This window comes from Burkholderia sp. MSMB2157WGS (assembly GCF_001532755.1).
Taxonomy (GTDB): domain Bacteria; phylum Pseudomonadota; class Gammaproteobacteria; order Burkholderiales; family Burkholderiaceae; genus Burkholderia.
Map to the genome: position 1 here is coordinate 1 of NZ_LPJG01000050.1, position 13,430 is coordinate 13,430.

Here is a 13,430-nt window from a genome sequence, read left to right on the forward strand (position 1 = left end):
GACACGGTGCAGTCGCGCTTGCCGGATCCGGAATGGCTCGAGCGCTGGCTCGACGAGCAGATCCGTTTCGACGGCGAGTGGGAGAAGAAGGTCGTCGAGCGGATCCTGCACAACCTGTCGATCCTGTTCGAGCGTACGTTCGCGACCGCGCAGGAGCTGAACCGTTATCGCAAGGAAGTCACCAGCCGCCTGCAGGCCGAAAGCGGCCCGTCGTCGGCCGCGCAGCCGGCCTGAGGCCGGCGGGTGCCGGCGGCGGCGCGAGTCACGCCTGGCTCGCGCCCGGCTCGCCGCACCGTGCCGCGTTCGCTGCATGAAGCCCGCCCGGCCGGTCCGGCGGGCTTTTTATCTGGCGCCGCCGTCGCGCGCGCCGTCGTTCATTCCGTCCGATTTCCATCATGTCCGCCACCTTCGAACGCAAGCTGATCACCCGTGATGCCCTCGTCGCGCTGCGCCCGTCGCTGCCGTCGCCCGTCGTGTTCACCAACGGCGTGTTCGACATCCTTCATCGCGGTCACGTCACGTACCTTGCCGATGCGAAAGCGCTCGGCGCCTGCCTGATCGTCGGCGTGAACAGCGATGCGTCGGTGCGCATGCTCGGCAAGGGCGACGACCGGCCGATCAACCGCGAAGAAGATCGCGCGGCACTGCTGGCGGCGCTGGAAAGCGTCGACTGGGTCGTGACGTTCGGGGAAAAGACACCCGTGTCGCTGATCGAGGCCGTCCGTCCGGACATCCTCGTGAAGGGCGGCGATTACGACATGGATGCGCTGCCGGAATCCGCGCTCGTGCGCGGCTGGGGCGGCCGGGCGCTGGCGATTCCGTTCGAGCACGACCGCTCGACCACTGCGTTGCTGAAGAAGGTGCGCGCGCAACGGCCCTGAGCGCGACGCGGCGCCGTCACGGAGCAGACGCCGCGAGCGGTGCGGTCGTGACGGCCGGCGCCGCGATCGGGCCGCCGACGACGGGCTGGTCGGTCGCTTGCAAGAGCGGCGTCGCGCGCAGCGCGTCCGGCCGCACCTGCCGCGCCAGCACGCCGGGTTCGCGCGGGCCGGCCGCCGGCAGCGGCCCGAACACGCCGCGCGCCGCCACGAACGCGAGCAGGTTGGCGAGAAAGAGAACAGCGATCAGCCAGCGCAGCATCGTCGAAACTCCTTGTCGTCATCGACGTGATTCACGTCGTTCAGTCGAGCCGGCCGCATGGCCGGCTTTTTCATGGCTTCCGTCGACCGTTCGTGCGAGCCGCTGGCGCGGCGCCGCGCGTACTGCGTCGTCGGCGTGATGCGGGCCCGCTTGTGCACGCTTGTGCCCGGTTCGGCCGGCATCGCCACGCGCCGGCGCGATGCCGGCGCATTTGCTTCAATCCTGCGCCGTCGCCGGGCCGGCCGTGTCCGCGGCGATCAACGCGAGCCCGGACAGGATCAGCGCGTCGTGCCGCGTGTGCGGGACCGTCAGCGCACGCGCGACGTCGTCCGCCGCGCCGCCTGCCAGCACGAGCCGTACCGGCGCCTGCCACGCGTCGACGAGATCGCGCCACGCGCGTTCGATCAGGCCGGCCTGCGCGTACAGGCAGCCGGCCGACAGCGAGCGCGGCGTATCGATCTGGAACGGTTCGGCCTGCGCGCCTGTGAGCAGGCCACTGGCGATATCGGTGGTCAGCGTCGGCAACTGCGCGGTGTGCGTGCCGAGCGCGCGCATCATCAGCGCCCAGCCCGGCGCGATCAGGCCGCCCGTGAAGCGGCCGTCCGCGCGCAGGACCTCGAGCGTCGTCGCGGTGCCGAACGTCGCGATCAGCAGATGCTCGCCCGGAAACGCCGCGTGCGCGCCGATCAGGCCGGCCCACCGGTCGCTGCCGAGCTGTTCGGGCGTCGTATAGCCGTTCGTCACGCCGCATTGCGCGGGCCGCGAGCGGATCGTCGTGCGCGGCAGGCCCGGCCAGCGTGCGTCGAGCAGCGCGTCGATTCGCGCGGCCACGTCCGCGCCCGCGACGTTCGAGATCCATGCGCCGCGCGGACGCGGCAGGCGCGACCAGTCGGGATCGGCGCCGCCGTCGCGCGTGTGGCCGAACGCGCCCGTGTCGACGAGCGTGCGCTGCGCGTCGGCGAGCGCCCACTTGATCCGGCTGTTGCCGGCGTCGATCAGCAGGTGCGGTTCGTTCATTGCGCTTCGCGCAGCGACACGTCGCCGGCCGCGATCGCCTGCACGCCGTCCGGCGTGTCGAGCAGCAGCTGGCCGGTGGCATCGATGCCCGTCGCGATGCCGCGCACGCGTTCGACGCCCTGTTCGAGCAGCACGACTTCGCGGCCCGCGTACGCGTGCAGCGCGTGCCAGCGCGGCAGGAACGGCGCGAGGCCGTCGGCGCCGAATTGCGCGAGCGCCGGCGTGAGCGCGTTCAGCGACGCGGCGAGCGTATCGGTGAGGTTCGCCGACGCGCACGCGATCGACAGCGCGGCGGGCGGCAGCCCGCTCGCGAGCGTCGCTTCGCGCGCGCGCAGCGCGTCGACCTGCGCGGCGACGGCTTCCGCGCCGCGCACGTTGATGCCAAAGCCGATCACGACGGCGGTGGCGTCGGCGGTGGTCCAGACGGTTTCGATCAGAATCCCGGCGAGCTTGCCGACGATGCGCGGCGTGCCGTCGTCGTCGGTCGTCAGCAGCAGGTCGTTCGGCCATTTGAGCGCGACGCGCATGCGGGCGTCGAGCGGCAGCGTGGCCAGCCCTTCGGCGAGCGCGACGCCGATCGCGATGCTGAGGCCGCCGAGCGCGTCGACCGCGCGCGGCACGATGCAGCCGACCGAGCACAGCAGCGCATTGCCGGGCTGCGCGAACCACGGGCGGCCTTGCCGGCCGCGACCGGCCGTCTGCTCGAATGCGACGCGCACGAGCGGCGCGGGCAACGCGTTCGCGCTGCGCGGCAGCGCCTTGAGCCGCGTGGCGACGTCGGCGTTGGTCGAGCCGGTAGCGGCGACGATGTCGAGCGGCCACGCGCGCGGCGCGGCGTCCAGGTGCGCCTCGAGCCGGTTGCGCGCGATGTGCGCGTCGCCGGAATCGGGCGTGTCGGAGGAGGTGGGGGCGTTCATGGCGCCTATTGTAGCGACAGGGGGCGTCGGCGCGCGCCGGGCCGTGCGTGCGACAGGCCGGTGTACGGCCGCAGCCCGGGCGCGCACCGCGCCCGGGCTGCCCGCCGGACCGGCGCCAAGCCGCTCAGTGTTGCCCCTGTTGTTCCAGCGCCTTGATGTCTTCCTCGCTCGTCATTTCGCAGGCGAGCAGCGTGTTGCCCTTGAGCGCCGGACCCTGGCGGGCCGACACGAGGATCAGCGCGCCGCCCGGGCCGCGGACGTTCAGCCGGCGCGAATAGCCGACGGACGACGCACCGAGCAGGTGGCCTTTCTCGCGGGTGAGCGCGTAGCGTTTGGCGAGCTGGTCGGCGACTTCGCCTTCCACGAGTACGCCGATGCCGGTGGCGACGAACACGACGTGCTGCGTCGTGAAGCCGTCGCGGCGGATCGGCTCGGGCAGGCGATAGACCGCCGCACCCAGCATCGAGTTGTCCGGTTTCGGATCGGCCGCCTTGGCGGCGTTGTAGATCGCGTCCATCAGGTCCGACGTGAACGGCGGCTTGCACAGCGCGGCGTTGAAGATGTCGGGCGGCGCCGGCGGTGCGGCGAGCGAAACGAGCGGAATGGCAGCGACGGCGGCGCCGATGGCGGCGCGCAGGCAGGACAGGCGATGCGACATGGATGAAGGCCTCTCAGGTTTTATCGTGAATGCGAGGCGGCATGTTAAGGCATCGCCGCACGTGTATCGAGCTGCGAAAACCGACAGGCTGCGCGGCGCGGCGACCGGCGTGCGTATCGCGCGCCGCGCATCGAGCGCCGTTGCGCGCGTTCGACGCACGACGCGACGGATCATGCTCGTCGGGCAAGCCGCCGTTACGCTACCGCGCGGTCGTGCGTGCGCCGTCGACGTCCGTCACGGCGCCACCACCGGATGCTTCAGCGCATGCGCGGTCTCGATCCACTGCGCGTGGAATTCGTCCGCGTCGGGCTCGAGCCCGAGTTCGCCGTTGCGATAGGCCATCGCGAGCGTCTGCACGGCTTCCGGCAGCTCGTGTTCGGCGGCCCGGCGATACAGCGCGAGCGCGCGCGCGTCGTCGCGCGGCACGCCGCTGCCGTCGCGGTACGCGTTCGCGAGCATGAAGTCGGCGGCCGGGATGTCCGCGCGCGACGCGATGTCGAACCAGTGCGCGGCCTGCACCGGGTCGGCGGCGATGCCGTAGCCGCTGCGGTAGATCAGCCCGAGGTAATACGCGGCGGCCGGGTCGCCCTGTTCGGCCGCGGCGCCGAGCAGCGCACGTGCGCGTGCATAGTCTTTCGGCAGGTCGCCGCTGCCGAGCAGCAACGCCTTGCCGAGCGCGAGCTGCGCGCGCCGTGCAGCCGGCGCGTCGGCCGCGTCGTGCGCCGCCGCGGCCGTTTCCAGCCAGCCGCGCCCCTCGTCGCGCAGCCCCGGTTCGTGCGCATCGACGAGCGCGATGCCGAGCGCCGCCTGCGCGGCGCCCGAGCCGCGGCGCGCGAGCGTGCGCAACTGGGCCAGCGCATGCGGCTCGGTCGCCTGCGCGACCATCGCCTGCCATTCGTCGAGTTGCGCGGCGCTCGGCGCGGGGCCGGCGCCGCGCAGGCCGGTCGCCGCGACGACGGCCGCGACGGTCACGGCCGCCGCCGCGAGCAGCGCGGCGGGCGGGAGCTTCGCGCGCAGCACGCGCCGCGCGGCAGCGGCGAAGCCGGTTTCGGCGGGCCGCATCGTCCGGATCGGTTGCATCGCGTGTCTCATTGCGTGAGGTCGATCTCGTAGGTCGCGAGGTTCTTGCCCGAGCCGTCGTCGGCCGCGACCTGCGTGATGCCGGTCAGGCCGGCCGCCGTCGCGTCGCCGAGGCGGTTCGGCGCGGACGCGAACCGCACGTGCGCGACCGAGCTCGCGAGCTTCGTGAAGCGCCAGCTGCGCTGCGCGCCGTCGGCCGCGCGCGTGATCGCGCCGCGCTTCTTGATGAACGCGATCAGCACGTCGCGGTTCGCGTCGGGCGACGCGAAGATCGTCTTGCTGCCGTCGAGGCCCGGGAAGTTGCCGCCGCCGCTCGCACGGTAGTTGTTGGTCGCGACGATGAACTGCGCGTTCGGGTCGATCGGCGCGCCCTTGTACGTCAGGTTCCGGATGCGGCTGCCGACCGGCTGCGTGACGTCGATTTCATAGGCGAGATCGGCCGACGTGAACATGTCGAAGTTGTAGCCGGGGAAGGTGCTGACGAGCGGCTGCACGGTCGCCTTCGTCGGGTCGATCGTGTTGAAGCGCTTCGCGGCGGTCTCGAGCCAGTTCTTCACGTCGGCGCCGCTCACCTTCACCGCGTACACGGTGTTCGGATACAGGTACAGGTCGGCGGCGTTGTTGATCGCGAGCGCGCCCGGCGCGACGTCGGTGTAGTCGGTGCCGCCGCCGAAGCCGCTCTTGAACGGCGCGCTGACCGACAGCACCGGCAGCGACGCGTATTGCGGCAGGTTGGCCTGCACGTAGGTCTTCACGTAGTCGGCCTGCGCCTCGTTGACGATCTGGATCGCGCCCGGATCGCCGACGTCCGCGAAGTACGAGTTCATCCGGTAGTCGGTCGAGCCGATCGGCGTCTTCACGTAGTCGATCGTCGCCTGGTGCTCGGCGGCGATCGCGGCGGAGACCGACGGGTCGGCGGCGACGTAGCTCTTGTCGGCGTTCTGGATCGGCCGCGCCTCGACGGTCGTCTGCGACTTGTCGACGGTCCACGTCTTGCCGTCGAACTTCAGGCCGAGCTTGATCACGCCGAGATGCTTGCCCCAGTAGTTGGCCATCACGGTCGGCACGCCGTTGACGGTGCCCTTGACCTTGTCGACGCCCGGCAGGTTGAACTGCGACACGGTGCTGTTCGCGTCCGGGAACACCTGGTGCGAGTGGCCGATCAGCATCGCGTCGATGCCGGGCACCTTCGACAGCCACCAGCTGCCGTTTTCCATCGTCGGCGAGTACGCGGCATTGTCGAGGCCGCCGTGCGAGATCGCGACGACGAGATCGGCGCCCTTCGCGCGCATTTCCGGAATGTACTTCTCGGCCGCCTCCTTCAGCCCGGTCGTGTAGACCTTGCCGTCGAGCCAGCGCTTGTCCCAGTTCATGATCGCCGGCGGCGTGAAGCCGATGATGCCGATCTTCACGGGCGCGCTGACCGTCTTGCCGTCCGGCGTCGTGGCCGTCACCGTGCGCGTGAGGATCGTGTACGGCGTGAACAGCGGCGCGTTGGTCTTCGCGCTGATCACGTTCGCGAGCACCTGCGGGAAGTTCGGGCCCGCGCACTTCTTCTGCTGGGCCGGCGCCGGCAGGCCGTCGACCTCGAACGTGTTGCCGGTCACCTGCGACAGGTACGGCAGCCCGTAGTTGAACTCGTGGTTGCCGATCCCGCCGCCGTCGAATTTCGCGGCGTTCATCACCTTGTAGATCGCGAGCGTCTGGTCGCAGCCCACCGGCTTCACGAGCGCCTGGTAGTCCGACAGCGCGGTGCCCTGGATCGTGTCGCCGTTGTCGAGCAGCAGCGTGTTCGGGTACTGCTTGCGGGCCTGCGCGATCAGCGTCGACACGCGCTCGAAGCCGAGCGAATTGTCGGCGGCGAGCTTGAAATAGTCGTACGACAGCACGTTGGTGTGCAGGTCGGTCGTCTCGAGCAGCGCGAGCGTGGCCGTCGTGCCGACGGGCGCCTGGGCCTCGGGCTGCGACGGCGGCGTGGCGGTGACGTCGTCGCCGCCGCAGCCGGCGAGGACGAAGGCGAGGCTGGCGAGCGCGGCGGCGGCCGGCACGTGGCGGCGGGAAAGCGGGGGGAGACGCATCGGTTGTCCTGTTCGGTGTTCTGTTTTATGAAGCGCGAGGTACGCACGCATGGCGGCGCGGTGCGCCGACGGCCTGAGGTGCGGCGCGTGAGAGTATCGAAAGGAAACGTGACGGAACAATGAAAGGTTGCGATGCCGGCAGCGGGCCGCGGCCGGCGGCGGCGTCGGGCCGGGGCCGGGGCCGGCCGGCGCCCCGGGCTCGACGCTCCCGGCTGCGAGCCGCGCCCCCGACGCCGCGCCGGAAATCCTCACGTCGCGGCGTCGGGCGGTTCGCTACAATGGCCGCTGTCATCCTTTTGCAAACAACCTGCCCTTGGACTTCGAGACTCCTCCCGGCCTGTCGGTCGACGCCGGCGGCCAGGGCCAGACGGTGCGCCTGACCGGCCAGTGGACCGCGCTGTCGCTCGCGCGCAACCGCGGCGCCGTGGCGCGCCGCATCGCGAGCATCGCCGCCGGGCGCGTGAGCGAATGGGATCTGTCCGGCATCGAGCGGCTCGATCACGTCGGCGGCCAGGCGCTGTGGCGCGTGTGGGGCCGCAAGCTGCCGGCCGGCGTCGCGCTGAGCGCCACGCAGCGCACGATCTTCGAGCGCATCGAGCGGCTCGACAGCCAGCGCGAGGCGCCCGAGCGCATCGTGCGGTTCGATCCCGTCACGCGGCTCGGCCAGGCGATCTTCTCGTTCGGCGAACACCTGCAGGGCGGCATCGCGATGTTCGGCCTCGTGATCCTCGATGCGCTGTCGGTGCTGCGCCGCCCGCGGACGATGCCGTGGCGGGAAACCTCCGCGAACATCTACAGCGCCGGCGCGCAGGCGCTGCCGATCACCGCGCTCGTCGCCTTCCTGATCGGCATCGTGCTCAGCTACCTGTCCGCGCAGCAGTTGCAGATGTTCGGGGCGAACCGCTACATCGTGAACATTCTCGGGCTGTCGGTGATCCGCGAGCTCGGCCCGGTGCTGTCGGCGATTCTCGTCGCGGGCCGCTCGGGCTCCGCGATCACCGCGCAGATCGGCGTGATGCGCGTGACCGAGGAGCTCGACGCGATGCGCGTGATGGGCATCCCGCACGGGTTGCGGCTGATCCTGCCGCGCGTGCTCGCGCTCGGCGTCGCGATGCCGCTGCTCGTGATGTGGACCAACATCATCGCGCTGACGGGCGGCGCGCTCGCCGCGAAGTTCGTGCTCGGCATCGACATCAACTACTTCGTGCGCTCGCTGCCGGGCGTCGTGCCGATCGCGAACCTGTACATCGGCGTCGGCAAGGGCGTCGTGTTCGGCATGCTGATCGCGCTGGTCGCGTGCCATTTCGGCTTCCGGATCAAGGCGAATTCGCAGAGCCTCGGCGAAGGCACGACCACGTCGGTGGTGTCGTCGATCACGGTCGTGATCCTCGCCGACGCGGTGTTCGCGATCCTGTTCCAGAACGTGGGGCTCGGATGAACGCATCGAACGAAACGACCGCGCATGCCGCGGCGATCGGCGCCGGGTCGGTCGGCTCCCGGCCGGACGCGGCCGCCGATGCCGGCGACCTAGTGATCGAGGTGCGCAACCTGACCAAGCGCTACGGGCGCAACATCGTTCACCAGAAGCTCGACTTCGACGTGCGGCGCGGCGAGATCGTGTCGATCGTCGGCGGCTCGGGCTCCGGCAAGACGACGCTCGTGCGCCAGATCCTCGGCCTCGAACGGCCGACGTCGGGCACGATCAAGGTGTTCGGCGAGGATACGGCGACGATCGACGACGCGAGCGCGCGGATGATGCGCACGCGTTCGGGGATGCTGTTCCAGCAGGGCGCGCTGTTCTCGTCGATGACGGTGTTCGACAACGTCGCGCAGCCGCTGCGCGAGCTCGGCCGCGTGCCGCCGGACCTGCTGCACGACATCGTGATGCTGAAGCTGGAGATGGTCGGGCTGCCGTGCAAGCACGCGTCGAAGATGCCGGCCGCGCTGTCGGGCGGGATGGTGAAGCGGGTCGGCATCGCGCGCGCGATCGCGCTGGAGCCCGAGCTGCTGTTCCTCGACGAACCGACGGCCGGCCTCGATCCGCAGGCCTCCGACGAATTCGTCGAGCTGATCGCGACGCTGCACCGCACGCTCGGGCTGACCGTCGTGATGGTGACGCACGACCTCGATACGATGGTCGCGCTGTCGACGCGCGTCGCGGTGCTGGCCGACCGCAAGGTGCTGGTCGCCGCGCCCGTCGAGGAGGCCGCGAACGTCGACCACCCGTTCATCCACGAATATTTCCTGGGGCTGCGCGGGCGCCGCGCGTTGCAGGCGCTGCCGCCCGAGCGGCGCGCGAAGCTGCCGAAGGCGGCCCTCGAACCGGCGCTGTCGAGCGTCGAGCTGTAGAAGCAAGGAACCCGCGAATGGAAAACAAATCACATGCGTTCTGGGCCGGCCTGTTCACGATCGCGCTGACGCTCGCGATCGCGGGCACCGTGTTCTGGTTCAACGTCGACCGCACCGTGCGCGTGCCGTACGACCTGCTCGCGCGCACCAACGTGACGGGGCTGTTCCCGGACGCGGCCGTGCGCTTTCGCGGCCTCGACGTCGGCAAGGTGCAGTCGATCGGCTTCGATCGCACGCATCCGGGTCAGATCCGGATCCGCATCCTCGTCGATCACGACGCGCCGATCACGCAGTCGACCTACGGCAGCCTCGGCTTCCAGGGCGTGACGGGCATCGCGTTCGTGCAGCTCGAGGATACGGGGCGCGATCTGTCGCCGCTGCCGTCGTCGCCGAAGTCGATCGCGCAGATTCCGATGCGGCCGAGCCTGTTCGACCAGATCCAGGAGCGCGGCGACGTGCTGCTGCGGCAGCTCGAACTCGCGGCGAAAAGCGCGAACGCGCTGATGTCGCCCGAGATGCGCGAGCAGTTGCGCGCGACCGCCGAAAGCCTGCAGCACGCGGCCGACGGCGCGGCGACGCTGACGAAGCAGCTCGGCCCGGCGGTCGCCGCGCTGCCGGAGACGATGCACGAGGTGAACCGCGCGATGGCGTCGGCGAACACGCTGCTGCAGCCGAACGGGCCGCTCGTGTCGAATCTGAACAAGGCCGGCACGGCCGCCGAGCAGGTCGGCGTCGCGCTGAACGGGCTCAACGCGCGCGTGCAGTACGACACGCTGCCGCGCTTCAATGCGCTGGCCGGCAGCGTCGGCGATGCGTCGCGGCAATTGAAGGACGTCGCCGGCGAACTCGGCCGCAACCCGCGCAGTCTGTTGTTCGGATCGCCCGGCGCGGCGCCGGGGCCCGGCGAAGCGGGCTTCGTCTGGCCGGGTGCGACGGCCGGGCAATGACGTCCATCGAAACCGGAAACATCATGCAGGAATACGCCATGCCACGAATCCTTGACCGCGCGCTGCGCCCGGCCGCGGCCGCGCTTGCCGCGCTGACGCTCGCGCTGGCGGCCGGTTGCGCCGGCAACAACGCGGTGCTGTCGAACATCCGCTACGACCTCGGGCCCGTGTCGTCGGTGGCGACCACCGGGGCCGGCCCCGCGCTGAAGGTGCTCGACGTCGCCGCGCCCGATGCGCTCGATACGGACAAGTTCGCGTACCGCCTCGCGTACGCCGATGCGCAGCACGTGGCCGTCTATCGCGACAGCCGCTGGACCGCGCCGCCCGCGCAGTTGCTCACGCAACGGCTGCGCGGCGCGCTGTCGTCGCGCGGCACGGTGCTCGAAGGGACCGACGGCGTGCGCGCGCCGACCCTCAAGGTCGACCTGAGCGAATTCGAACAGGTCTTCGACGGGCAGTCGCAAAGCCACGGCGCGGTGACCGCGCGCGCGACGCTGATGCTCGACGGCAAGGTGCTCGGCCAGCGCACGTTCGTCGCGCGCGCGCCGTCGAGCACGCCCGACGCGGCCGGCGGCGCGCGCGCGCTCGCGGCGGCCAGCGACGAACTCGTGTCGCAGATCGCCGCGTGGGTCGGCGTGCAGGCGTACGCGGGCACGCCGTGACGCCCGGCGGGCAGCCGCGATGAGCGCGCCCGGCACGCATCGCGCGTCGCCGCTCGCGCGGCAGGCGTTTGCCGCCTACGCGGCGCTGATCGTCTATGCGTCGCTGTATCCGTTCGAAGGCTGGGCGTCGCTCGGCATCGGTCCGTTCGATTACCTGTTCGCGCCGATGCAGCGCTACGTGACGGCGTTCGACGTGGTCACGAACGTGCTCGGTTATCTGCCGTTCGGCGCGCTCGGCGTGCTCGCGCTGCACCCGCGCTGGCGCGGCGTGGCCGCGACGCTGATTGCGAGCGTGCTCGGCGTGCTGCTGTCGGGGACGATGGAGGCGCTGCAGACCTACCTGCCGACGCGCGTCGCGTCGAATCTCGATCTCGGCGCGAACGCGCTCGGCGCGCTGCTGGGCGCGGCGCTCGCCGCGCCGGCCGCCGGCGCGCTGCTCGACCGCGGCGTGCTGCGCCGGCTGCGCTTCGCGTGGCTGGAGGCCGACGGGTCGACGCCGTTGCTGCTCACTGCGCTGTGGCCGTTCGCGATCGTGTTTCCGTCGCCGTTCCTGTTCGGCATCGGCGACTGGCCGGCCGCGCTGTGGGAGCGCGCCGACGCGTCGATGCAGGACGCGCTGCTCGCGTGGCTACCGGCCGCGTGGCACGTCAGCGAATGGCCCGAGCGGGTCGACGGCTGGTTGTCGGATTCCGCGTGGGAAGCCGTGCTCGGCGGGCTGATGCTGTTCCCCGCGCTGGCGATCGCGTCGCTCGCGATGCGCCCGCGCGCGCCGCGCATCCGGCTGCTGGTCGCGCTGGTGGTCGCCACGCTCGTGCTGAAGGCGGCCGCGACGTTCATGCAGTCGGCCACCGGCCTCGTCGTCGTGTGGGCGACGCCCGGCGCGCGGCTCGGCATCGAGCTGGGTTTCGCGGCGGCGCTCGTCGCATTGCGCGTGCCGGCGACGTGGCGCGCGATGCTCGCGGCGCTCGCGCTGCTGGCCGGCGTCGCGCTCGTGAACCTGCTGCCGGTCAATCCGTTCTTCGACTTCACGCTGTCGGGGTGGCGGCAGGGCCGCTACGTGCACTTCAACAGCATCGCGCGCTGGCTCGCGTGGATCTGGCCCTACGCGGCGCTGATCTGGCTCGGCCAGCGCGTCGAACACGCGTGGCTGCCGGCCGCGCTGCGCCGCTGACGCGGCAGCCGGGGCCCGTGCGGCGGCTGCCGTGCCGCGGGCAGCCGCGTGCGCCGGTCGCTATAATCGTCCGCATCCTCCGTTGCCGCTTCGCGTAACGGCAATTCATCGCCCTTCTTTCCGCACGGCCTTGCGCCGGGCCGCACGTCACCATCATGGATTCCTACTACCAGCACCACGTCTTCTTCTGCCTGAACCAGCGCGAACCGGGCGCCGAGCGCCCGAGCTGCGCGCAATGCGACGCGCAGACCATGCAGGAATACGCGAAAAAGCGCGTGAAGGAACTCGGTCTCGCGGGGCCCGGCAAGGTCCGCATCAACAAGGCCGGCTGCCTCGACCGCTGCGAGGAAGGGCCGGTGATGGTCGTGTATCCGGAAGGCACGTGGTACACGTATGTCGATCGGGCCGACATTGACGAGATCGTCGAGTCGCACCTGCGCGACGGCAAGGTCGTCGAGCGCCTGAAGATCTGAGCGGGCCGGCCGAATGAACGTTCATACGCAGAAATCGCTGATCGCGGGCCCGATCGGCCAGATCGAAATCGCGGTCGACCTGCCCGACGTCGTGCGCGAAGGCGGCGCCGCGCCGCGCGGCATCGCGCTCGTCGCGCATCCGCATCCGTTGTTCGGCGGCACGATGGACAACAAGGTCGCGCAGACGCTCGCGCGCACGCTCGTGCAACTGAACTACGTCGTCTACCGGTCGAACTTCCGCGGCGTCGGCGCGACCGAAGGCGTGCACGACAACGGCGCCGGCGAGGCCGACGACCTGCTCGCGGTGCTCGCGCACATGCGCGCCCAGCCCGCGTATGCGGACCTGCCGCTCGTGCTCGCGGGCTTCTCGTTCGGCACCTTCGTGCTGTCGCACGTCGCCAAGCGCCTGCGCGACGCGGGCGAGACGATCGAGCGGATGGTGTTCGTCGGCACGGCCGCGAGCCGCTGGCAGGTGGCCGACGTGCCCGAGAACACGCTCGTGATCCACGGCGAAACCGACGACACGGTGCCGATCGCGTCGGTGTACGACTGGGCGCGGCCGCAGGAGCTGCCGGTCGTCGTGATCCCCGGCGCCGAGCATTTCCTCCATCGCAAGCTGCACGTGCTGAAGCGCATCATCGTCGACGCGTGGCGCTAGGGCCGGCGCAAGCCCGTCATTAGCGTGCGCGGTCCCTAGCCCCGCATGCGGGCGCCGGCGCAAGCGCCGGCGGCCCGTGCCGCGACCGTCGCCCGGCCGGACGATGCGCGACCCTTCCCCGCACTTCACGCGGCACCGCGCCGCACTCCGCTTGCCGCACGCCGGCGCGACGCGCGTTGCACGCCGCTCGCGCCCGCCCGTCGCGTGGCGTCGAGCGCGCGTGCCCGATGCGTCGCCGCGCGATGCGCGCGCAGCCGGCATGCGGGCGTTCGGCGGCCAA

15 protein-coding genes and 1 pseudogene are annotated in these 13,430 nt (G+C 71.1%); 9 read left to right on the top strand and 7 right to left on the bottom strand.

Annotated elements, in window-relative coordinates; genetic code table 11:
- Together WT53_RS28870 and rfaE2 are read left to right on the top strand one after the other, a co-directional pair.
- Positions 1-234, top strand: a pseudogene (locus WT53_RS28870) (ferritin-like domain-containing protein); the annotation flags it as partial.
- Positions 235-395: 161 nt separating this feature from the next.
- Positions 396-881, top strand: a complete 486-nt coding sequence (rfaE2, locus tag WT53_RS28875; protein ID WP_034208500.1) for a D-glycero-beta-D-manno-heptose 1-phosphate adenylyltransferase — start codon at positions 396-398, stop codon at positions 879-881.
- A 16-nt stretch (positions 882-897) separates the two neighbouring features.
- Here the strand turns inward: rfaE2 and WT53_RS28880 are convergent, their stop codons facing one another.
- The 7 genes from WT53_RS28880 to WT53_RS28910 form a co-directional block, all read right to left on the bottom strand.
- Positions 898-1,140, bottom strand: a complete 243-nt coding sequence (locus WT53_RS28880) for a hypothetical protein (RefSeq protein WP_034208499.1) — start codon at positions 1,138-1,140, stop codon at positions 898-900.
- Complete coding sequence (locus WT53_RS33935) at positions 1,125-1,322, bottom strand: hypothetical protein (RefSeq protein ID WP_034208498.1); 198 nt, start codon at positions 1,320-1,322, stop codon at positions 1,125-1,127. Before WT53_RS33935 ends, WT53_RS28880 begins: the two co-directional genes overlap by 16 nt.
- Before the next feature lie 34 nt (positions 1,323-1,356).
- Positions 1,357-2,157, bottom strand: a complete 801-nt coding sequence (locus WT53_RS28890) for a type III pantothenate kinase (protein WP_034208497.1) — start codon at positions 2,155-2,157, stop codon at positions 1,357-1,359.
- Positions 2,154-3,074, bottom strand: a complete 921-nt coding sequence (locus tag WT53_RS28895; protein ID WP_034208496.1) for a biotin--[acetyl-CoA-carboxylase] ligase — start codon at positions 3,072-3,074, stop codon at positions 2,154-2,156. The genes WT53_RS28890 and WT53_RS28895 overlap by 4 nt, the downstream gene beginning before the upstream one ends.
- A 124-nt stretch (positions 3,075-3,198) precedes the next feature.
- Positions 3,199-3,732, bottom strand: coding sequence for a hypothetical protein (locus tag WT53_RS28900; protein WP_034208495.1), 534 nt, complete (start codon positions 3,730-3,732; stop codon positions 3,199-3,201).
- 234 nt (positions 3,733-3,966) lie between these two features.
- Positions 3,967-4,812, bottom strand: coding sequence for a tetratricopeptide repeat protein (locus tag WT53_RS28905; protein ID WP_060262471.1), 846 nt, complete (start codon positions 4,810-4,812; stop codon positions 3,967-3,969).
- A gap of 8 nt (positions 4,813-4,820) precedes the next feature.
- Positions 4,821-6,890, bottom strand: coding sequence for a bifunctional 2',3'-cyclic-nucleotide 2'-phosphodiesterase/3'-nucleotidase (locus tag WT53_RS28910; RefSeq protein WP_060262473.1), 2,070 nt, complete (start codon positions 6,888-6,890; stop codon positions 4,821-4,823).
- 313 nt (positions 6,891-7,203) lie between these two features.
- On the opposite strand from WT53_RS28910, the gene WT53_RS28915 reads away from it, so the two are divergent.
- The 7 genes from WT53_RS28915 (at position 7,204) to WT53_RS28945 (ending at position 13,150) form a co-directional block, all read left to right on the top strand.
- A complete protein-coding gene (locus WT53_RS28915) occupies positions 7,204-8,328 on the top strand; it encodes an ABC transporter permease (protein WP_059781388.1) in 1,125 nt (374 codons plus the stop codon).
- The gene (locus WT53_RS28920; protein WP_059781390.1) at positions 8,325-9,239 is read left to right on the top strand and encodes an ABC transporter ATP-binding protein; all 915 of its coding nucleotides are present in this window, start codon (positions 8,325-8,327) and stop codon (positions 9,237-9,239) included. The genes WT53_RS28915 and WT53_RS28920 overlap by 4 nt, the downstream gene beginning before the upstream one ends.
- Before the next feature lie 17 nt (positions 9,240-9,256).
- Entirely contained in the window at positions 9,257-10,186 is a 930-nt protein-coding gene (locus WT53_RS28925; RefSeq protein ID WP_034208490.1) for an MlaD family protein, read from the top strand.
- A 38-nt stretch (positions 10,187-10,224) separates the two neighbouring features.
- Complete coding sequence (locus WT53_RS28930; protein ID WP_060262525.1) at positions 10,225-10,848, top strand: ABC-type transport auxiliary lipoprotein family protein; 624 nt, start codon at positions 10,225-10,227, stop codon at positions 10,846-10,848.
- 19 nt (positions 10,849-10,867) lie between these two features.
- The gene (locus WT53_RS28935) at positions 10,868-12,019 is read left to right on the top strand and encodes a VanZ family protein (protein ID WP_060262475.1); all 1,152 of its coding nucleotides are present in this window, start codon (positions 10,868-10,870) and stop codon (positions 12,017-12,019) included.
- Positions 12,020-12,174: 155 nt separating this feature from the next.
- Positions 12,175-12,492 carry a ferredoxin gene (locus WT53_RS28940; protein ID WP_034208488.1) on the top strand — a complete coding sequence of 106 codons (318 nt, stop codon included), beginning with the start codon at positions 12,175-12,177 and terminating at the stop codon, positions 12,490-12,492.
- Between the two features lie 13 nt (positions 12,493-12,505).
- Positions 12,506-13,150, top strand: coding sequence for an alpha/beta hydrolase (locus WT53_RS28945; RefSeq protein ID WP_034208487.1), 645 nt, complete (start codon positions 12,506-12,508; stop codon positions 13,148-13,150).
- Positions 13,151-13,430 lie beyond the last annotated feature (280 nt).